This is a genomic window from Derxia lacustris (assembly GCF_002105195.1).
In the GTDB taxonomy this organism is placed as follows: Bacteria; Pseudomonadota; Gammaproteobacteria; order Burkholderiales; family Burkholderiaceae_E; genus Derxia; species Derxia lacustris.
Map to the genome: position 1 here is coordinate 44,052 of NZ_MUHU01000007.1, position 20,391 is coordinate 64,442.

Below are 20,391 nucleotides of genomic sequence, written 5' to 3' on the forward strand. Positions count from 1 at the left end.
TGCAAGGATGGCCGCGCGACGATCTTTATCGGCGATGGAATTCGGGCTGTTCGTTTCAATGACTGCCGATCCTCGTGCAACGGCTCTCGATTCGCCTTGCCGAAAGTCTTCGGGTTGGAATCAGGAGAATCTTCGCGCGATGCAATTCTTCTTCCGCCCCTTCGGTATTCGCTGCTCGATCCATGCCGTATTGACCGGATTGCCAAGGGCTTCAACGTCAGGCGCCGTCTCCCGGTGGCGTCGATCCACGACCGGGCGGCAGCGCGGGTGAAAACCTCCGCCAGAGCACCTCGGGCCGGTACGGCGTTCGTTCACGGTTCACCTCGCCCACTTGCGCGGAGCGCGCCAGCCTCGGTTGCCGCTGCGCCCATCACCACCAACCGCAACCGCGCCGACTGCCACTCGCTCCAGCATTTGATGAGTTCCGCCCGCGCGAGCGCGAGCGCCGCGAGCGACTGGTTCATCTGGATCAGATCCGCCGCGCCGCGCTCGTACTTGCGCTGCAACGACTCCATCGCGAGGCGCGCCGCGGTCGCCAGTTGCCGCGCGGCCTTCAGGTTCGCGAGCGCGGCGCGCGCATCGGCATGCAGGAACCGCGCATCGCGCAGCACCTGCGCCTCGGCGGCGGCCAGCTCGGCCTGCTTCTGCGCCAGCTGCGCCTGCGCGCCGCTCACCTTGTAGGTCTGCGCAAAGCCGTCGAACAGCGGGATGCGCAGCGTCAGCGCCGTGGTGCGCTCGATGCTCCACAGCGCCGACAGGCTCTGGTTGGGGCGCCCGTTCTCGTAGCGGTTCCAGCTCAGTTCCACGCTCGGGAGTCCCTCGCGCCGGGTCGCGCGCAGGCTGTGCTCGGCCGATTCCACCTGCGCCCGCGCGGCGGCAATGGCCGGATGGCGGCGGGTGACGGCGTCGAGCCAGGCGTCGAGCGGCGCCCAGCGGTCGGCGCGCTCGACCGGCGCGTCGTCGGGCAGGGCGTCGAGGTCCGAGGGCGGCAGCCGGTAGCGCGCCGTGCCGCGCAGGCCCACGGTATGGCCGAGGGTGGTGGCGGCCTTCCCCGCGTCGCCCCGGCTCAGGCTCAGGTCGTACTCCGCGCGTGCGAGCGCCGAGCGGGCCTGCAGCACCTCGGACTGGTCGGCCAGTCCCTTGTCCTGCCGGTTCAGCGTCGAGCGCAGCTGCTGCCCGGTCAGCTCGACATTGCGTTCGCGCGCCACGCTCAGCGCCTCCGCGTGCTGGGCGGCGAAGTACTGCTGCGCCACGTCGTTGACGAGCCGGCGCAACGCCGCGTCCTGACCGGCGGCGCTCGCCTCGACGAGCTTGGCCTGCGCCTGCTCGCGGCTCTCGCGCAGCCCGAAGTCGTAGACGCGCCAGCTGATCGCGAGGTTGTTGCCGGTGGCGTAGGTGCGGTCGTTGTCGGGGCGCGTGAATGCGTCGGTGCGGGCCTGGCGGGTGCGCGAGACGCTGGCGCTCAGCACCGGCCACCAGGCCGCGCGCGCCTGACCGAGCGCGGCAGCCGCGTTCTGCACCGCCGCGCGGCTCTGGCGCAGCTCGGGGTTGCGGCAGACGGCGTGGTCGATGGCGTCCTGCAGGCTCAGTTCCGGGCCGTCGGCCGGGGGCGCGGACCAGGCGGCCTCGACCTGCTCGCAGTCGTCGGGCATCGCGATGCCGGCCTCGGTGGGCAAGGGCAGATCGGCCAGCACGGGCGGCGGCAGCACGCGCAGCGGGTCGTGCAACGGATAAAGCCAGCGCGTCGGCGGGTCGATCGGGTCCTGTGCGTGCGCCGGAAGGGAGCCGGCGGCGAGCAGCGCGAGCGGCAGCAGCGCGGCCAGGGCCGGCCAGGTCCTGGCGCGCGCCGGGCGTCGCGTCGACATGGCCGGTTCAGCGTTCATTGGCGGCCTCGTGCGCATGGCGCAGCAGCGGGTCGAGCACGTAGTCGATGACGCGCCGGTCGCCGGTGCGGATCTCGACGCTCACCGCCATGCCGGGCGTGATCGGCGTGGGGCGGCCGTCGACCTCGAGCACGGCGCGGTCGAGCGCGACCTTGACCGAGTAGACGAGGCCGCGCTTCTCGTCCTGGATCGCGTCCTCCGACAGCTGCGACACCCGGCCGCTCACGGTGCCGTACTTCGTGTACTGGAAGGTTTCGACCTTCACGGCCACCGGCTGGCCGGCGCGCACGAAGCCCATGTCCTTGTTCTCGATGAAGGCCTCGATCTCGACCGGCCCGCCGGCCGGCACGATCTGCATCAGCGGCGCGGCGGCCTGCACCGCGCTGCCGAGCGTGTGCACCGCCAGCTGCTGCACGGTGCCGTCGACCGGCGAGCGCAGCGTGAGCAGCTGGCCCGACGCGCTGGCGCGCCGCGCGTCCTGCGTGGCGGCGGCGGTCTGGCGCCGCGCCTCGGCCAGCTGGTCGGCGGCGGTCTTGCGTGTCTCGGCCACGAGCGTGGCGAGCTGGTTGCGGGCCTCGGCAAGCTGGGCCTGCAATTGCAGCCGCGCCTGCTCCTTGTCCTGCCAGGCGACGAGGGCCACGTCGTGCGTGGCGAGCAGTTGCCGGTAGCTCTCGGCCTGCTGCTCGGCCAGCGGCAGCGCGGCGCCGAAGTGGGCCACGTCGTCGGCCAGCTTGCGCTGGCGGGCCAGGAAGTCCTGGTACTGGAGCTCGGTCTGGCGGGCCGCCGCCTGCCAGGTGTCGGGCGCGATCGCGCTGGCGTGGCGCCGGTTGAGCGCGTCGCGCGTGGGCAGCGCGGGCGGGCGGTTGCGCGCCAGCGCATCGAGGAAGGCCTCGTTGCGCGCAGCGACGAGCACGGCGTCGTCGCCGTCGCCCCGCGCCTTGTCGCGCTCGGCGTCGTGGACGCGGGTGTCGAGCTGGAGCAGCACCTGGCCGGCCGTGACCGTCTGGCCCTCGTTCACATCGAGCCGCACGACGCTGCCGGTTTCGACCGCCGCGATGGTCTTGACGCGCTGGCTCGGGATGACCTTGCCCTGCGCGTTCACGACGATGTCGAGGTGGCCGAGGAACGACCACAGCAGCGCCGTGAGCACCAGCGCGACGAGCACGCCGCCGAGCAGCCGGACCGTGCGCGATGGCGGCGTCTCCTGGAGCGCGAGCGCGGCGGGCAGGAACTGCGCCTCGTCCTCGCGGAACAAGCCGGTCGGCGTCTGGTGGCGGATCGACCAGAAGTGACCGAAGGTGCGCGCGTAGTGGCCGGCAAGCACGCCGACGGCCTGCAACCGGTGCCGCAGGCTCATCGCGCGTCTCCGGGCAGGATCGACGAGGTGATCGTCACGCCGCGCGCTGCCACGGCCCCGGCGCGACCGGGCGCGGCGGCCTCGGGCGCGCGCTGCCCGCCCTGTTGCAGGCGATGCAGCAGCGCGTAGATGCCGTCGGGCCGGCGCAGCAGTTCGTCGTGGCTGCCGATTTCGGCGATCTGCCCGCGCTCCATGACCACGATGCGGCTGGCATCGCGCACCGCCGACAGCCGGTGCGCGATGACGAGCACGGTGCGCCCGCGGCAGATCGCGCGCATGTTGTCCTGGATGATCTTCTCGGACTCGTAGTCGAGCGCGCTGGTCGCCTCGTCGAGGATGAGGATGCGCGGATTGCCGATCAGGGCACGCGCGATCGCGATGCGCTGACGCTGGCCGCCCGACAGGCCGGTGCCGTGCTCGCCGACCATCGTGTCGTAGCCCTCGGGCAGCTCGCAGATGAAGTCGTGCGCGCCGGCGAGGCGGGCCGCGTCGATGATGGCCTCGATCGGCAGGCCCGGATCGGACAGCGCGATGTTGTCGCGCACCGAGCGGTTGAACAGCATGTTCTCCTGCAGCACCACGCCGATCTGGTGCCGTAGCGAGGCGGTGTCGATGACGCCGATGTCCTGGCCGTCGATGAGCACCCGGCCCCGGTCGGGCACATGCAGGCGCTGCACCAGCCGGGTCAGCGTGCTCTTGCCCGAGCCCGAGCGGCCGACGATGCCGATGACCTCGCCCGGCGCGATGCGCAGCTGTACGCCGCGCAGCACGTCGGCCGCATCGGGCCGGTAGCGGAACGACACCTGGTCGAACTCGACGCGGCCGGCGAGCCGCGGGATGCGGGTCTTGCTGCCCTCGATCTCGGTGCGGGTGTTGAGGATGTCGCCGAGCCGGCTCATCGAGATGCCGACCTGCTGGAAGTCGTTCCACAGCTGGGCCAGCCGCAGGATCGGCGCCGACACCTGGCCGGCCAGCATGTTGAAGGCGATCAGCTCGCCGACCGACAGCTTGCCGTCGATGACCAGCGTGGCACCGAGCCACATGATGCCGAGCGTCACGAGCTTGCTGACGAGCGTGACGCCGCCGCTCGCGACCGTCGCGATGTTGGTCGTGGACAGGCCGGCGGCCACGTAGCCCGCGAGCTGGCCTTCCCATTTCTGCTGCCAGCGCGGCTCGACCGCCATCGCCTTCACGGTGTCGATGCCGCCGAGCGTCTCGACGAGGAAGGACTGGTTCTCGGCGCCCTTGGTGAACTTCTCGTCGAGGCGCCGGCGCAGCAGCGGCGTGAACAGCAGCGACAGCAGCCCGTAGCACGGGATCGACGCGACGACCACGAGCGTGAGCACCGGGCTGTAGCCGAGCATCACCGCGAGGAAGACGAACGAGAACAGCACGTCGAGCAGCACCGTCATCGCGTTGCCGGTGAGGAAGGACCGGATGTTCTCGAGCTCGCGGATGCGCGCGACCGAATCGCCGACGCGCCGGCTCTGGAAGTAGCTCGTCGGCAGCGCGAGCAGATGACGGAACAGCCGCGCGCCCAACTCCACGTCGATCTTGCTGCTGGTGTGGGCGAAGACATAGGTCCGGATGCCGGTGAGCACGACCTCGAACAGCGTCGCGCACAGCAGGCCGAGCGCGATGACGTTGAGCGTCTGCAGCGCATGGTTGACCAGCACCTTGTCCATCACGACCTGGAAGAACATCGGCGTGACGAGGCCGACCAGTTGCAGCACCAGCGACACGAGCAGTACCTCGCCGAGCAGGCGGCGGTACTTGACGACGGCGGGGATGAACCAGGTGAAGTCGAAGCGCGCGAGCGCGCCCGCGTAACTGGCGCGACTGGTGAGGAAGATGAGCTCGCCGTGCCAGAACTGGAGCAAGGCAGCGACCGACAGGCTTTGCGGCGGCTCGCCGGGGCGCTGGATCAGCAGCCTGGCAGCGGCGGGATCGAGGTCGGCGCCGGGGGCGGAAGTGCCGGCGTCGACCCGCGCCAGCACGAAGAAGCGGCCTTCTGTGTCGCGGGCGAGGCAGGGCGTCGGTGCGCGGTGCAACCGGGCGGGCGGATGCGATGTCACCTGCTTCGCACTGAAGCCGAGCGAGCGGGCCGCGAGAAGCAGCCGGGTCATGTCGAAGGGTTCGGCGCCGTGCTCATGCCGCAGTCGGGCGGCATCGGCGGCCAGGCCGTGGAACTGGGCCAGCATCAGCAGGCTGATCAGGCCGGTGTCGAGCGGGGCCGTCGCCGAGGCGTCGGGTGAGGACGGTGAACCGGGAGTGGGGTTGGGTCCCGCTTGATCGGGACTCATTCACTTCTGCCGGACGGGTTGATGACGGTTGACGACATTCAGGGCGGCGCAGGGTGGATTGGGGTGCGCCGGAATGTAGGGAGCAATGAAACCGGCCCCGATGGGATGGACTTTATGCTCCCGGGATAAATTCGATCAGGCGTGAAATATTTCCGGTCTGTGTCAGCGATGGCCAGGACCTATCGAGGGGATTGGGAATGCGATTTCGGATTTGCGGCAATCGCATGGTCGCCTAGCCTCGGACCCGGAATTGCTGGGAAGTATCAATCAAAATATATATATCTATATTTATAGCTTGTGAGGGACGCTTGGGCGCAGGTGTTCTTGCTTGTATTCAAGACGGCAGCCCAGGACTGACGGGCTGATGGAAGCGTTAGATCAGCGATGCGATAGCCGTTGGCGTAGCAAACGACTTTGTAAAGCTTCTCAGCCTCGATTTTTCCGAAGGCTGTCTCGCGGTTTATCGAACCGCAAGACTGGCGTTTTGGGGGGGCTTGGATTGCATATGTCAGAGTAATCAGTCATAAAAATAATTGCACGATTCTGAATCGTGGACCGCTATTTGATGCAAGTCCAATGCCTTCAGCTGTGAAGGAGTATTGGTTGTTCGACCTGCTCAATAAGCTTTTCACCGGAACAGTCGTGTCAGCTACTCGATTGTCTTATGTGGATGCGTACGCGCAACCGTCAGGCCACCGCGCCCGGGAAGCGGTGGTACACGTCGGCCGATCTACAGGCTTGCAGGTTGACCACTGCACCTGCCGGGTGTCCTTCGACATTTGCGCACTCAAGGCACAGGCGGGGAAAGCAATGTGTCGCAGGTGGCGGGCACTGGTGTAAGGGACCAATTCGCCCGCGCCCGGCGCTGCGGCATAGTCCGCGCGCCCCGACGGAGACCCGCATGCCGACATCCCGCTATCACGCCTACTGGGGCAAGGCTCGCCCCAGCCATCGCGCCGAGGGCGCGGCGCAGATGCACCTGCTCGTGCATCACTCGCTCGATGTCGCGGCCGTCGGTCAGGCCTACCTCCGCCGTCATCCGGTCCTGCTCGACTGGCTCGCCGACCAGCTCGGCGCCGCGCCCGCCGTGCTGCTCGATTGGCTTGCGTTCTGGCTGGCGCTGCACGACCTCGGCAAGTTCTCCCTCACCTTCCAGCTCCAGCGCGCCGACCTCGTCGAGCGGCTGCAAGGCAGCAGTCCCGAAGCCCGGACCAGCGGCATCCGCCACGACAGCCTCGGCTTCGCCTTCTGGCGCGAATACGTCGCCGAGCGCGCCTTCGACGACGCCTGGTTCGGCAGCTTCGACAGCCCGGCCGACCTCACCGACGCGCTCGAACCCTGGGTGCGCATCGTCACCGGCCATCACGGCATGCCGCCGCGCGCCGACATCGGCATCGGCGTGTGCGGCCATTTCGGCGCGCGGCCCGATTCGCGCCGCGCGGTGCCGCGCAATGTCGCCGACGCGCTCGGCTTCATCGACGCCATGCGCGCGATGTTCCTGTCGCCGGCCGCCGCCGCGCTTGCGGCGCAGCCCGATTTCGGCGAGCGCAGCCGGCGCGTCTCGTGGTGGCTCGCCGGCCTCGTCGTGCTCGCCGACTGGATCGGCTCCAACGCCGACGCCTTTCCCTATCGCGACACCGCCTCGCAATCGCTTGCAAGCTACTGGGCCGATGCCCTTGCGCGTGCTGACGCCGCGCTCGATGCCACCGGCGTGTTCGCCACGCCGCTGCGTGCGCCCATCGCCTTCGGCCAGCTGTTCGACGGCATCGTCACGCCCTCGCCATTGCAAGCCTGGGCCGCCGACGTCGCCATCGCGTCGCGCCCCCAGCTGCACCTGCTCGAAGACGTGACCGGCGCCGGCAAGACCGAGGCGGCCGTCATGCTCACCCAGCGGCTCATCGCGGCCGGCGTCGCCGACGGCTTCTTCATGGGCCTGCCCACCATGGCGACCGCCAACGCCATGCATGCGCGCATCTCGCAGGTCTATCTCAAGCTGTTTGGCGACCACGCCAGCCTTGCGCTTGCGCACGGCCGCAAGAACCTCGTCGAGGCCTTTGCCGCCACCGTCCTGCGCCCCGGCCGCGACGACAGCGATGCCGAGGCGGAGGAGGGCGCCGATACCGCCACCGCGCGCTGCACCGCCTGGCTGGCCGATCACAACAAGCGCGCGCTGCTCGCGCCAGCCGGCGTCGGCACCATCGACCAGGCGCTGCTCGGCACGCTGCGCAGCAAGCACCAGTCGCTGCGGCTGCTCGGGCTGTTCCGCAAGGTGCTGGTGGTCGATGAAGTGCACGCCTGCGACGCCTACATGCTGCGCACGCTGGAGCGGCTGCTGGAGTTCCACGCCCAGGCCGGCGGCAGCGCCATCCTGCTGTCGGCCACGCTGCCCATGCGCATGAAGCGCCGTCTGCTCGACGCTTTTGCGCGCGGGGCCGGTGAGACGGCTGCACCGCCGCATGCCGGCGACTACCCGCTCGTCACATCCTGGATCGCCGAGTCGGATGACGCCCTGAGCGAGCAGCCCATCGCCACCCGCGCGGCAGTGCGTCGCCGCGTGACCGTGCAGCATGAATCCGACCCCGCCGCACTCCAGCGCCGCATCCTCGATGCGCTCGCCGCCGGCCGCTGCGTCGCCTGGATCCGCAACACCGTCGCCGACGTGCTCGATGCGCATGCCGCGCTGGCGCCGCATCTGCCGGTCGACAAGGTCACCGTGTTCCATGCCCGCTTCGCGCTCGCCGACCGGCTCGCCACCGAGCAGCGTGTGCTGGCCACCTTTGGCCGCGAGAGCGGGCCGGAGCAGCGGCGCGGTCAGCTGTTAATTGCTTCGCAGGTCGCCGAGCAATCGCTCGATGTCGATGCCGATCTGCTCATCTCCGACCTCGCGCCCATCGACCGTCTTGTGCAGCGCGCCGGCCGGCTCATGCGCCATGTGCGCGATGCCGAGGGCCGCGTGCTCGCCGGCGCCGAGGCGCAGGACGCGCGCGGCGAGCCGCAACTCATCGTCTTCGGCCCGGCCTTCGTCGACGAACCGCGCCACGACTGGTTCAAGGATTTCTTCCCGCGCGCGAGCGGCGTCTATCCGCATCACGGCCAGCTTTGGCTCACGGCGCAGGCGCTGCGCGCGGGCAGCTTCACCATGCCCGACAACGCGCGCGCGCTCATCGAAGCCGTGTACGGCAACGAGGCCGAGCTGCCCGCCGGCCTGCACGGCAGCGCCAACCGCGCCGAAGGCAAGGACTACGGCGACGCCAGCCTGGCCGACGCCAATGCCGTAAGCCGCGACCTCGGTTACGAGCGGCGCGGCACCGAATGGGACGTGGAAGTGTCGGCGCCGTCGCGGCTCGGCGAGGACACGCTCGATGTGCTGCTGTGCCGCTGGCACGGCGCCGAGCTGCATCCGCTGCATGCGCATGCCGACCCGCGCGCCGCCTGGGCCTACAGCAGCGTGCGCATCGCGCGCCGGCTCATCTGCAACGTGCCCGAGCCGCGCGATGCCGCGCGCGCCGCGGCGCTGGCCGAGTGCGCGGCGCGGCTGCCGGGGCAGGGCAAGTGGTCGGTACTGCTGCCGCTTGAAGACGATGGCGCGGGCGGGCTGGTCGGCGCTGCGCTGCGGCTGGCGCGCGACGAGAAGACCGAGCTGCCGGCGCGCTGGCACTACTCGCCCCTGACCGGGCTGGTGCTGGAAGAAGAAAGGGCGCCGGACGGCGATGCGTCGGGCGCCCTGGCCCCACTGGGGTGAGGAACGGTGCGGGACCGATGCCGCGCTGACCAAGACAATCGGTTCATCTCCATGACGATGGAGAACGCCGGCCGAGTGTCGCACGCGGGTTTTGCGGCGCTCTTCGCCTCCGATTCGTGGTGCAGTTCTCGGACAAATCTTGAACAACACTATCCAAAACAATCTTTGAAAATTTGAATGCGGAGGCGCCACTGACCTCCAGCCGGCGCCAAGTCACCCGGAGCGCCACCCGCATGTCACTTCTGTTTGAACGCTGGATTCCTGTCCGCCTCAGCGACGGCCGGCGCGATGTCGTCGCCGCGTTCGAGCTGGCGCGGCCCGACATCGTCGCCTTCGACGCGCCACGCGCCGACTTCAACGCCGCGCTGTTCCAGTTCTGGATCGCGCTGCTGCAAACCGTCACCACGGCGCAGAACCGCCGCGAATGGCGCCAGTGGCTGCTCTCGCCGCCCGACGCCGACACGTTGAAGGCGCTGTTCGCGCCGCTCGCGCCGCACTTCGTCTACGACGGCGACGGCCCGCGCTTCATGCAGGATCACGCCCTGCGCGCGAAGGATGGCGAGCCCGTCGCGATCGCCAATCTGCTCATCGATTCGCCGGGCGAGAACGCACTGCGCAACAACGGCGATCACTTCACCAAGCGCGGTCGCATCGAGCGGCTGTGCCCGCATTGCGCGGTGCTGGCGCTCTACACCTTGCAGACCAATGCGCCGTCGGGCGGTGCCGGGCATCGCACCGGGCTGCGCGGCGGCGGGCCGCTCACCACGGTGCTGCTGCCGCCGCCGGTGGCGGGCCGGCCCGCCAGCCTGTGGCAAACGCTCTGTCTCAACCTGCTGCCGGTGCCGCTGTTCAATCAGGTCGGCGGCGATGCCAACTGCGCCGAGCAAATCCTGCTGTTTCCGTGGCTGGGGCCGATCGAGCGGCTCCAGAGCAAGGACGGCGCGCTCGCCCCGGCGCAGGTGCATCCGCTGCATGTGTACTGGGCCATGCCGCGCCGCATCCGGCTCGATTTCGATGCCGTGCAGCCGGGCAATTGCGATCTCTGCGGCGAGCCGTCCGAGCGGCTCGTGGCCCAGTACGTCACGCGCAACTACGGCCTCAACTACAAGGGCGCCTGGGATCACCCGCTGTCGCCCTACTACCAGGTGAAGGACGAGTGGCTGCCGCTGCATCCCCAGCCCGGCGGCATCGGCTACCGGCACTGGCAGGGCTTCGTGCTCGGGCTCGACAACGACAAGCAGGTGCGGCGCAGCGCGCGCGTGGTGTCGGCCTTCTTCGAGGACAACATCGAGCGCGACCACCGCACCGAGCTGCGCCTGTGGGCCTTCGGCTACGACATGGACAACATGAAGCCGCGCTGCTGGTACGAGTCGGTGATGCCGCTCTACGCGCTCGGCGACTGCGGTCCGCGCGAACGCGAGGCGCTGCGCCATGACATCGGCGCCTGGGTCGGCGGCGCCGAGCTGGCCGCCAGCTATCTGCGCAATGCGGTGAAGGACGCGTGGTTCAGCGGCGATGCGCGCGGCGACTACAGCTTCGTCGACGCCAGCTTCTGGAGCCGCACCGAGCCGGGCTTCTATGCACTGCTGCGCGAGCGCATTGCCGCCGCGCGCGACAACGTCGACTGGGATCCGGTGGCACGCACCGGCGGCTGGCGCGGCCAGTTGCGGCAGGCCGCGCTGCGGCTGTTCGACAAGGAATTCGTCGGTGCCGGGCCGGTGCATGCGCAGAACCCGGCACGCATCAAGGCCGCGCACGAGCAGCTGCGCCGCAACCTCGACGGACCCAAGCTGCGCGACGCGCTCAAGCTGCCCGCGCCGCCCGACGCCCCCAAGAACAAACCCGCCCGCAAGACTGCCCGCAAGGCCACCTGAGGAGAACGCATGTCCAGACCCGCCAAGCTGCTTCGGGGCGACGGCCCCGGCAAGGTGTTGTTCGACTGGTGGACGCGCCTGGCGTCGCCCGAGGTGTCGGGCGGCCTGCGCGCCGACCGCGCCGCGCTGCGCCGCGCCGGCAGCCTTACCGCCGTGGCGCTCGCGCCGGGCTTCCAGCGCGTGCTGCATTCGATGGAAGCCGCGCGCGAGGACGGCGAGGCGTGGTTCGCGGCCGACCGCGACCGGCTCGCCGCCGCCGTCGGGCTGCTGGCGCATGTGGGCACCTCGGTCGACGACCTGACGCTGCCCAAGGCCGCCAGCCGCCGCGCCGACGGCGCCGACCGCAATCCGGTCAGCGACCTGCGCTTTGCACGCCTGCTCGAAGCGCCCGACCTCGACGCGCTGTTCGTCGGCCTGCGCCGTGCGCTGCCGCTGCTGGGCGACACCGTCGATGTCATGAGCCTCGCCAACGACATCTACAACTGGAACGAACAGACGCAGAAACGCTGGGCCTACCAGTACGACTGGAAGCCGTCCGGCGAATGAATCTTTTGCTCCGCAGCCAGCAGCCCAACCACCGCATTCAGGAACCCCGCGCCATGTCCCGCTTCGTCCAGCTCCATCTGCTCACCAGCTATCCGCCGTCCAACCTCAACCGTGACGACACCGGTCGGCCCAAGACCGCACAGCTCGGCGATGCCACGCGCCTGCGCATCTCGTCGCAGAGCCAGAAGCGCGCCTGGCGCACCTCGGACGTGTTCGAGGTGGAGCTGGCCGGCAGCCTCGGCACGCGCACCAAGCGCAAGGGCCGCGACGTGTACGCCGCGCTGGTCGCGGGCGGCGTGAGCGACAAGCTGGCGCGCGAATGGGCCAAGGACATCGCCAAGCAGTTCGGCAAGCTCAAGCCCGAGAAAAAGGACAAGGACGCGGACCCGCTCGGCGATCTCGACATCGAGCAGCTCGCGCATTTCAGCCCCGAGGAAATCGCAGCCATCGACGCGCTGGTCGCCACGCTCGTCGCGCGCAAGGAAGCGCCGAGCGCCGATGAACTCAAGCTGCTCGGCCGGCCGCGCCGCGCGGTCGACATCGCCATGTTCGGCCGCATGCTGGCCGACTCGCCCGAGTTCAACGTGGATGCCGCCGTGCAGGTCGCGCACGCCATCACCGTGCATCGCGCGGCGGTGGAGGACGACTATTTCAGCGCGGTCGACGACCTCAACAAGACCGACTCGGGCGCCGGCCACATCGGCGAGCGCGGCTATGGCGCGGGCCTGTTCTACCTCTACATCGCCATCGACCGCGAGTTGCTGGCGCAGAACCTCGGCGGCGACGCAGCGCTGGTCAAGCGCGCGCTCGAAGCCTTGGTGAGCGCCGTGACCAAGGTGTCGCCGACCGGCATGCAGGCCAGCTTCGCCTCGCGCGCCTATGCCGGCTTTGTGCTGGCCGAGAAGGGCGACCAGCAGCCGCGCTCGCTGGTGCAGGCCTTTCTCAAGCCGGTCAAGCCGCAGGCCGACGAAGACATCTTCGACAAGGCCGTCACGGCCATCGAGACGCGCAAGCGCAACTTCGACGCGGTGTACGGCGCCTGCGCGGATGACAGCTACACGCTGAACGTCGAGACGCCCGCAGGCACGCTCGCCGACCTCGCCGCCTTCGTCGCGGGCTGAGCGCGATGGACTTTCTCGTGTTTCAGCTCCGGGCGCCGCTGGCGTCCTGGGGCGAGCCGGCGGTGGGCGAGTTTCGCGGCACGGCCGAGCATCCGTCGCAGTCGGCGCTGGTCGGGCTGCTCGGCGCGGCGCTCGGCATCGTGCGCGAGGACGAGGCCGCGCATGCGGCGCTGCGCGACGGCTATGTCTTCACCGTCGCAGTGCTGGCCGAGGCCAGGGCCGACGACGGCTTCGGCCGCCACGGTGCGCCGGCCGGCGGCAGCCTGCTGCGCGACTACCACACGGCCCAGGTGCCGCCGCGTGCCGCGCTCAAGGGCCGGCCGCACCGCAGCCGGCGCGATGAACTGGCGCTGCCGTCGCGCGACCTCACGACCATCCTGTCCACGCGCGACTACCGCCAGAACGCGAGCTATCTGGTCGCGCTGCAAGCGCGTGCAGAAGTGCACTGGCCGCTGGCGGTGCTGGCTGCCGTGCTGAGACGGCCGCGCTTCGTGCTCTACCTCGGCCGCAAGAGCTGCCCACCGGCCGCGCCGCTGTGGCCCCAGGTCATCGAGGCCGAATCGGCGCGCGCTGCCTTCGAGGACTACCGGGCGCGCCATGCCGCCGTTGTCGCACGCGTTACCGAGGCGACGCGCGCCGAGCGTGGCCAGCGCTTTGCGCCCGCCGCCGACGAGACGCTCGGCAGCATCGCGCGGCTGGCCTGGGCCGACGGCGCCAACGCCGGCATCGACGCGGCCGACGCCTCGGTCATGACCACCGTGCGCAAGGACCGTGTGATCCGCCGCACCGGCTGGCTGTTCGGCGACCGCGCCGAGCATGTCGCCATCCTCGATCCGGAGGCTTGACCATGTTCTTCAGCCTGATCGTGCCGGCCGAGGGCCGCGAGCGCGAAGCCGCGCGCCAGCGTCTCGACGGCCCCTATGCCGAGCACCAGTGGCTGTGGCGCCTGTTCGCTGCGCCCGAAGGCACGCCGCGCGACTTTCTCTACCGCCGGCGCGACGTGGGCGGCCTGCCGCGCTACTACGTGGTGTCGCAGCGCGCGCCCGGCGCCGCCGACCCGGGCTGGGAGGTGCGCGTGCGCGACTACGCGCCGCAACTGCGCGCCGGCGACCGCCTCGCCTTCGAGCTGCGCGCCAATCCCACCGTGCGCCACGGCCGCGACGGCAAGTCGAGCCGACACGACGTGGTGATGGAAGCCAAGAAGAAGCTGCTCGCCGAGCGCGGCCTTGCGCGTTGGGACGATCTGCCCGAGGACGAGCGCCCGCCGCTCTACGAGTTGGTGAGCGATGCCGCCGGCCACTGGCTCGACCGGCGCGCCGAGCGCTGCGGCTTCGCGCTCGACCGCGCGGCGCTGGTCGTCGATGCCTACACCCAGCACGGCCGCCACGAGCGCCGCACCGCCGAGCGCGAGCTGAGCTTCTCGTCGGTGGATTTCAGTGGCGAGCTGGTCGTGACCGAGCCGGCCGCCTTCGCGCGCACGCTGGCCGAGGGCATCGGCACGGCGCGCGCGTTTGGCTGCGGGCTGCTGCTGGTGCGGCCTGCCGCCTGACGCGCGACCGTGGCCGCGCCGCTGCCGCCGCTCAAGCCCATCCCGATCAAGGAGCGGCTGTCAGTCGTCTTCATCGAGAAGGGCGAGCTCGATGTGCTCGACGGCGCCTTGGTTGTCGTGGATGTGACCGGCATCCGCACGCAGATTCCGGTCGGCGGCATCGCCTGCGTGATGCTGGAGCCGGGCACGCGCGTGTCGCATCGGGCGGCGGCGCTGGCGGCGCGCGTGGGCACGCTGCTGGTGTGGGTCGGCGAGGCCGGCGTGCGGCTGTACTCGTCGGGCCAGCCGGGCGGGGCGCGCGCTGACCGGCTGCTGTATCAGGCCCGGCTCGCGCTCGACGACAACCTGCGGCTCAAGGTGGTGCGCAAGATGTACGCGATCCGCTTCGGTGAGGAGCCGCCGGCGCGCCGCAGCGTGGAGCAGCTGCGCGGCATCGAGGGCGCGCGGGTGCGGCGCAGCTACCAGCTGCTCGCGCAGAAGTACGGCGTGAAATGGTCGGGCCGCGACTACGACCAGCACGACTGGGACGCCAGCGACATCGCCAACCGCTGCCTGTCGGCGGCCACCTCCTGCCTGTACGGCGTGACCGAGGCGGCGGTACTCGCGGCCGGCTATGCGCCGGCGGTGGGCTTCATCCACACCGGCAAGCCGCTGTCCTTCGTGTACGACGTGGCCGACGTCTACAAGTTCGAGACCGTGGTGCCGGTGGCCTTCAAGGTGGCGTCGGCACCGGTGGGCAATGTGGAGCGCGCGGTGCGGCTGGCCTGCCGCGACGTGTTCCGCCAGACGCGGCTGCTCGAACGCATCATTCCCGACATCGAGACGATGCTCGCCGCCGGCGAGATCAGCCCGCCCGCCGCGCCCGACGATGCCGTCGGCCCGGCCATCCCCAATCCCGAAAGCGTCGGCGATGCTGGTCATCGTTCTTGAGAACGCGCCGCCGCGCCTGCGTGGCCGGCTGGCGGTGTGGCTGCTGGAGATCCGCGCCGGCGTCTACGTGGGCAACTACTCGAAGCGCGTGCGCGAGCACATCTGGGCGCAGGTGGAAGAGGGCATCGAGGACGGCAATGCCGTGATCGCCTGGCGCAGCGGCAACGAGGCGGGGTTCGAGTTCATGACGCTGGGGGCGAACCGGCGCGTGGGGGTGGATTTCGATGGGGTGCAGCTGGTGAGTTTTCATCCGGAAGTCGGTGGTTCGGATGGGTGAATTTTCATCGGAATTTTTCGGTGGAAATTTCGGAGGTGGAAAGCGCTTTAAAAATCAGTGAGTTAGGGTTAGTGCGTTCCCCACGGGCGTGGGGATGAACCGGTGCGCCAGTAGTCGCGGTCATCACGCATGACGCGTTCCCCACGGGCGTGGGGATGAACCGCCCACGACGCCGCGAAGAAGATCAACGACACCGCGTTCCCCACGGGCGTGGGGATGAACCGGCCATCTCGTTGCTGTCGAAATAGAGGTGCATGCGTTCCCCACGGGCGTGGGGATGAACCGTCCTGCTCGGAAAAATCGATGAAGAAGCTGTTGCGTTCCCCACGGGCGTGGGGATGAACCGCGCCACGACTGGCACATCGCCGAGCCTGGGCGGCGTTCCCCACGGGCGTGGGGATGAACCGTCGCCCTGCGATTCGAGTGCCGCCCGCGCCAGGCGTTCCCCACGGGCGTGGGGATGAACCCTGGCCGCGAGTGGCGGCACGATGCGCACGGTCGCGTTCCCCACGTGCGTGGGGATGAACCGCCAAACATGTCGGTCGCGTCGCTTTCGCGCTGGCGTTCCCCACGTGCGTGGGGATGAACCGACCCCGTTCGAGCAGCCTATGGCCTGCCATTGGCGTTCCCCACGTGCGTGGGGATGAACCGAACATGTCGCCCGGGTGCGCCGCTTGCTGGGTGCGTTCCCCACGTGCGTGGGGATGAACCGTCGGATCTGGAGTTGCTGAACGTCCAAGTGCCGCGTTCCCCACGTGCGTGGGGATGAACCGCCTGCGAGCGTCTTGCTTTCCTTGGGCACGCGGCGTTCCCCACGTGCGTGGGGATGAACCGCGCCTGTATCTGCGCCTGACCGACATCGAGCAGCGTTCCCCACGTGCGTGGGGATGAACCGCGGGCCTCATCCTCGATCTCGTCGACCTTGCGGCGTTCCCCACGTGCGTGGGGATGAACCGCTGCGCTGGCCGGGCTGCAAACGATTGCAGGAGCGTTCCCCACGTGCGTGGGGATGAACCGGCCCCGCCGGGCGAGCGCGGCCAGACCCTCATGCGTTCCCCACGTGCGTGGGGATGAACCGTGACGCTCGTCACGCATGCCGGGCGCGGCCGGGCGTTCCCCACGTGCGTGGGGATGAACCGTGAACATGAATCGCGCGCTGCCGTTCGTCGCCGCGTTCCCCACGTGCGTGGGGATGAACCGCGCGGCTGGTCGATGGTCGACGGCGCATCGCCGCGTTCCCCACGTGCGTGGGGATGAACCGGCAGTGAAGCGATCCAAATTGCGATTGAAATAGCGTTCCCCACGTGCGTGGGGATGAACCGTAGTCAACGCGCGGCATGAGCCACCCGGCATGAGCGTTCCCCACGTGCGTGGGGATGAACCGACGCTTTACAGCCATTCCCCGGCTGCCGATCCGCGTTCCCCACGTGCGTGGGGATGAACCGGCGAACATCACGCGCCCGCCCGGTCGCCGGCAGCGTTCCCCACGTGCGTGGGGATGAACCGCGCGCCGACCAGCATCAGCTGCGTGTTCACGCGCGTTCCCCACGTGCGTGGGGATGAACCGGGTTCTGAGATGGACGCATTTGCAGGGCTCGAGCGTTCCCCACGTGCGTGGGGATGAACCGGCGTGCGCGCGACGCTCACGCCCGGTGCTGCGGCGTTCCCCACGTGCGTGGGGATGAACCGCCCGCGCTGCCTGCTGGCGTCCCGGAACGCCTGCGTTCCCCACGTGCGTGGGGATGAACCGAAATCGTCGATCTTGGTGCCTGCTTTGGCGCCGCGTTCCCCACGTGCGTGGGGATGAACCGCCGCTGCTCGTGAGCTCGGCCGGCGGCTCGAAGCGTTCCCCACGTGCGAGGGGATGAACCGCGGTCAATTCCGGCGCGGGTTTGGTTGCTAGTGCGTTCCCCACGTGCGTGGGGATGAACCGCACTGCGCGCTGACCTACATCTCGCAGGCGGCCGCGTTCCCCACGTGCGTGGGGATGAACCGAACGCCTTCTGCCGCTTGTTCTCGGACCGGTTGCGTTCCCCACGTGCGTGGGGATGAACCGCACGTCTTGCCATTCGGCTTCGGCTTCCGGGCGCGTTCCCCACGTGCGTGGGATGAACCGTTCGACGAACTCACCGCCAAGATCGAAGACCTGCGTTCCCCACGTGCGTGGGGATGAACCGCGCCTTGTCGACTTCCCGAGCGGACTGAGCATGCGCTCCCACGCGCGTGGGGATGAACCGGGACGTGACGGACGGCACCGGGCCGCGCGAGGGCATTCCCCACGCGTGGGGACGAACCAGTGAGCTTCCACAACGCGCCCCCGGCATGCGCGCGTTCCCACGAGCGGCCGATCGCCCGCCCCAAATCGCGCCGACCGAGGTCGGTTAGTGCCAATCCTCCTTGCCGCAAGCTGAACACCCGCTGCCCCTTCCATCCGCGCAAACTTCCACCGGCCTGCCGCCATCTCCCCACCGCTCAGCCGCCGATCCCATGCGCCGCCACCTCCGCCGCTTCCGCCAACGTCTCGACCAAGCCCTGCCCAGCGCACTGCCCGAGGGCTTTCCGCTGCGCTATCTGCTGGCGAGCCTGCTGCTGGTCGCGCTGCTGCCGGCGCTGCTCGGCGAGGTGCCGGCCCAGCCCTGGCGCGATCCGCAGCTCTCGCCCGACGAACGCGCCCGCCTGCTCGAAGCCAAGCTCACGCCCGACGAGCGCATCGCGCTGCTGCACGGCCCGATGGGCACAGCCTTCGCCGGCAAGCCCAAGCCGCCCGGTGCGCTCGGCTCGGCTGGCTACATCCCCGGCATCGCGCGGCTCGGCATCCCGGCCCTGCAGGAAACCGACGCCAGCCTCGGCATCGCCAATCCGGCCGATGCGCGCCCCGGCGACGGCGCGACCGCGCTGCCGGCCAGCCTGGCGCTTGCGGCCAGCTTCAACCCGCGTCTGGCCTTCGACAGCGGCGCCATGATCGGCCGCGAGGCGCGCGCCAAGGGCTTCAACGTGCTGCTCGCGGGCGGCGTCAATCTGGCGCGCGATCCGCGCAACGGCCGCAACTTCGAGTACCTGGGCGAGGACGCGCTGCTGGCCGGCACGCTGGCCGGCGAGTCGATCCGCGGCATCCAGTCCGAGCGCGTGATCTCGACCGTCAAGCACTTCTCGCTCAATGCGCAGGAGTCGCGGCGCGAGTCGGTCGATGCGCGCATCGACGAGGCGGCGCACCGCGAATCCGACCTGCTCGCGTTCCAGTTCGCCATCGAGCGCGGCCGGCCCGGCGCGGTGATGTGCGGCTACAACCTGGTCAACGGCGCGCACGCCTGCGGCAACGACCACCTGCTCAACCGCGTGCTCAAGCGCGACTGGGGCTATCGCGGCTGGGTCATGTCGGACTGGGGCGCGGTGCATTCGGTCGACGACGCGACCCACGGCCTCGACCAGGAATCGGGCGAGCAGCTCGATGCCGAGGTGTTCTTCGGCGCGCCGCTCAAGGCGGCGGTGGAGTCGGGCCGCGTGACGCGCGAGCGGGTCGGCGACATGGCGCGGCGGGTGCTGCGCTCGATGTTCGCCGTCGGGCTGTTCGACGGCGCCTCGACCGGCGCGGCGCCGGCCGGCGCCATCGACCGCGCGGCCCATGCCCGCATCGCGCGCAACGTGGCTGCCGAGGGCATCGTGCTGCTCGCCAACCGCGCCGGCCTGCTGCCGCTCGGCGCCGAGCGCAAGCGCATCGCGGTCATCGGCGCGCATGCCGACGTGGGCGTGATCTCGGGCGGCGGCTCGTCCCAGGTGCTGCCCTGGGGCGGGCCGGCGGCGGTGGTGCCGGTCGGCCAGGGCGACAGCTGGATGCAGGCCTGGAGCCGCATCGTCTATCACCCGTCGTCGCCGTTCCGCGCGCTGCGCGAGCGGCTGCCGGGCGCGAGCGTGGTGTTCGACAACGGCCGTTATCCGGCGCAGGCGGCAGCGCTTGCACGCACGGCCGACGTGGCCGTCGTGTTCGTCGAGCAATGGATGATCGAGGCCATCGACGCGCCCGACCTGAGCCTGCCCGACGGCCAGGACGCGCTGGTCGAGGCGGTCGCGGCGGCCAACCCAAACACCGTGGTCGTGCTGGAGACCGGCGGCCCGATCGCGCTGCCGTGGCGCGACCGCGTCGGCGCCATCGTCGCGGCCTGGTATGCGGGCGCCGAGGGCGGCGCGGCGATTGCCGATGTGCTGACCGGCGCGGTCAACCCGTCGGGCCGGCTGCCGGTGAGTTTTCCGGACGGGCTGGCGCAGACGCCGCGCGGGCCGCTGCCGCCGCCCGATGCGCCGGCCGGCGCGCGCTTCACGGTCGATTACAGCGAGGGCGCCGACGTGGGCTACCGGCGTCATGCGGCGCTCGGCACGCGGCCGCTGTTCGCGTTTGGCCATGGGCTGTCGTACACGCGCTTCGGCTATGACGGCCCGCGCGCCGAGGGCGGCGACCGGCTCGCGGTAAGCGTGGAGGTGAGCAACCTCGGCACGCGCGCCGGCAGCGAGGTGGTGCAGGTCTATGCGCTCGATGCCGGCGGGCGGCGCGGCCGGCGGCTGGTCGGCTTCGACAAGGTGGCGCTCGCGCCCGGCGAGCGGCGGCGGGTGCGCATCGAGGTCGATCCGCGGCTGCTGGCGCGCTTCGATGTGGCGCGCGGCGACTGGCTGCTGCCGGGCGGCGAGCTTGGCATCGCCGTCGGCCGCGATGCGCTGACCGACATCCTCACCACCCGCGTGCGGCTGGATGAACGTCGGCTGCCGGCCGGCGAGGGCGTGGCGGCGCGGTAACTGCGTGCGGCGGCAAGTGCGTCG

12 protein-coding genes and 1 CRISPR repeat array are annotated in these 20,391 nt (G+C 70.2%); of the genes, 9 read left to right on the plus strand and 3 right to left on the minus strand.

What is annotated here, in order from left to right:
* Positions 1-311: 311 nt before the first annotated feature.
* Genes B9P64_RS30800 through B9P64_RS30810 form a run of 3 tightly spaced genes read right to left on the minus strand, consistent with a single transcriptional unit; the run spans position 312 to position 5,543 of the window.
* Positions 312-1,883 carry a TolC family protein gene (locus tag B9P64_RS30800; RefSeq protein ID WP_176256745.1) on the minus strand — a complete coding sequence of 524 codons (1,572 nt, stop codon included), beginning with the start codon at positions 1,881-1,883 and terminating at the stop codon, positions 312-314.
* Positions 1,873-3,240: an HlyD family type I secretion periplasmic adaptor subunit gene (locus B9P64_RS30805; RefSeq protein WP_085315366.1), complete on the minus strand. Its 1,368-nt coding sequence runs from the start codon at positions 3,238-3,240 to the stop codon at positions 1,873-1,875. The genes B9P64_RS30800 and B9P64_RS30805 overlap by 11 nt, the downstream gene beginning before the upstream one ends.
* Entirely contained in the window at positions 3,237-5,543 is a 2,307-nt protein-coding gene (locus tag B9P64_RS30810; RefSeq protein WP_085315367.1) for a type I secretion system permease/ATPase, read from the minus strand. Before B9P64_RS30810 ends, B9P64_RS30805 begins: the two co-directional genes overlap by 4 nt.
* A gap of 901 nt (positions 5,544-6,444) precedes the next feature.
* Here B9P64_RS30810 and cas3 point away from each other — a divergent pair.
* From cas3 to B9P64_RS30855, 9 genes are all read left to right on the plus strand, one after another.
* The gene (cas3, locus tag B9P64_RS30815) at positions 6,445-9,285 is read left to right on the plus strand and encodes a CRISPR-associated helicase Cas3' (protein ID WP_176256746.1); all 2,841 of its coding nucleotides are present in this window, start codon (positions 6,445-6,447) and stop codon (positions 9,283-9,285) included.
* Between the two features lie 233 nt (positions 9,286-9,518).
* Entirely contained in the window at positions 9,519-11,159 is a 1,641-nt protein-coding gene (gene casA / locus B9P64_RS30820; protein ID WP_085315369.1) for a type I-E CRISPR-associated protein Cse1/CasA, read from the plus strand.
* 9 nt (positions 11,160-11,168) lie between these two features.
* Entirely contained in the window at positions 11,169-11,705 is a 537-nt protein-coding gene (gene casB / locus B9P64_RS30825) for a type I-E CRISPR-associated protein Cse2/CasB (protein WP_085315370.1), read from the plus strand.
* 53 nt (positions 11,706-11,758) lie between these two features.
* On the plus strand, positions 11,759-12,826 hold the full coding sequence (gene cas7e / locus B9P64_RS30830) for a type I-E CRISPR-associated protein Cas7/Cse4/CasC (protein ID WP_085315371.1): 1,068 nt from the start codon (positions 11,759-11,761) through the stop codon (positions 12,824-12,826).
* A gap of 5 nt (positions 12,827-12,831) precedes the next feature.
* Positions 12,832-13,671: a type I-E CRISPR-associated protein Cas5/CasD gene (cas5e, locus tag B9P64_RS30835; RefSeq protein WP_085315372.1), complete on the plus strand. Its 840-nt coding sequence runs from the start codon at positions 12,832-12,834 to the stop codon at positions 13,669-13,671.
* A 2-nt stretch (positions 13,672-13,673) separates the two neighbouring features.
* A complete protein-coding gene (gene cas6e / locus B9P64_RS30840) occupies positions 13,674-14,375 on the plus strand; it encodes a type I-E CRISPR-associated protein Cas6/Cse3/CasE (protein WP_085315373.1) in 702 nt (233 codons plus the stop codon).
* A gap of 45 nt (positions 14,376-14,420) precedes the next feature.
* Positions 14,421-15,305, plus strand: coding sequence for a type I-E CRISPR-associated endonuclease Cas1e (gene cas1e, locus B9P64_RS30845; protein ID WP_217808656.1), 885 nt, complete (start codon positions 14,421-14,423; stop codon positions 15,303-15,305).
* Positions 15,286-15,582, plus strand: coding sequence for a type I-E CRISPR-associated endoribonuclease Cas2e (cas2e, locus tag B9P64_RS30850; protein WP_085315374.1), 297 nt, complete (start codon positions 15,286-15,288; stop codon positions 15,580-15,582). Before cas1e ends, cas2e begins: the two co-directional genes overlap by 20 nt.
* A 73-nt stretch (positions 15,583-15,655) precedes the next feature.
* Positions 15,656-17,638: direct repeats of the CRISPR family, unit length 29 nt; unit sequence GCGTTCCCCACGTGCGTGGGGATGAACCG.
* A 431-nt stretch (positions 17,639-18,069) separates the two neighbouring features.
* Positions 18,070-20,367 carry a beta-glucosidase gene (locus tag B9P64_RS30855; RefSeq protein WP_085315375.1) on the plus strand — a complete coding sequence of 766 codons (2,298 nt, stop codon included), beginning with the start codon at positions 18,070-18,072 and terminating at the stop codon, positions 20,365-20,367.
* The last annotated feature ends 24 nt before the right edge of the window (positions 20,368-20,391 follow it).

Excerpts from the sequence above, each read along its gene's own strand:
- casA (WP_085315369.1), top strand. The coding sequence starts at position 9,519 with ATGTCACTTCTGTTTGAACGCTGGATTCCTGTCCGCCTCAGCGACGGC.
- cas7e (WP_085315371.1), top strand. The coding sequence starts at position 11,759 with ATGTCCCGCTTCGTCCAGCTCCATCTGCTCACCAGCTATCCGCCGTCC.
- casB (WP_085315370.1), top strand. The coding sequence starts at position 11,169 with ATGTCCAGACCCGCCAAGCTGCTTCGGGGCGACGGCCCCGGCAAGGTG.
- B9P64_RS30810 (WP_085315367.1), bottom strand. The coding sequence starts at position 5,543 with ATGAGTCCCGATCAAGCGGGACCCAACCCCACTCCCGGTTCACCGTCC.
- B9P64_RS30805 (WP_085315366.1), bottom strand. The coding sequence starts at position 3,240 with ATGAGCCTGCGGCACCGGTTGCAGGCCGTCGGCGTGCTTGCCGGCCAC.
- cas5e (WP_085315372.1), top strand. The coding sequence starts at position 12,832 with ATGGACTTTCTCGTGTTTCAGCTCCGGGCGCCGCTGGCGTCCTGGGGC.
- B9P64_RS30800 (WP_176256745.1), bottom strand. The coding sequence starts at position 1,883 with ATGAACGCTGAACCGGCCATGTCGACGCGACGCCCGGCGCGCGCCAGG.
- cas3 (WP_176256746.1), top strand. The coding sequence starts at position 6,445 with ATGCCGACATCCCGCTATCACGCCTACTGGGGCAAGGCTCGCCCCAGC.
- B9P64_RS30855 (WP_085315375.1), top strand. The coding sequence starts at position 18,070 with ATGCGCCGCCACCTCCGCCGCTTCCGCCAACGTCTCGACCAAGCCCTG.
- cas6e (WP_085315373.1), top strand. The coding sequence starts at position 13,674 with ATGTTCTTCAGCCTGATCGTGCCGGCCGAGGGCCGCGAGCGCGAAGCC.
- cas2e (WP_085315374.1), top strand. The coding sequence starts at position 15,286 with ATGCTGGTCATCGTTCTTGAGAACGCGCCGCCGCGCCTGCGTGGCCGG.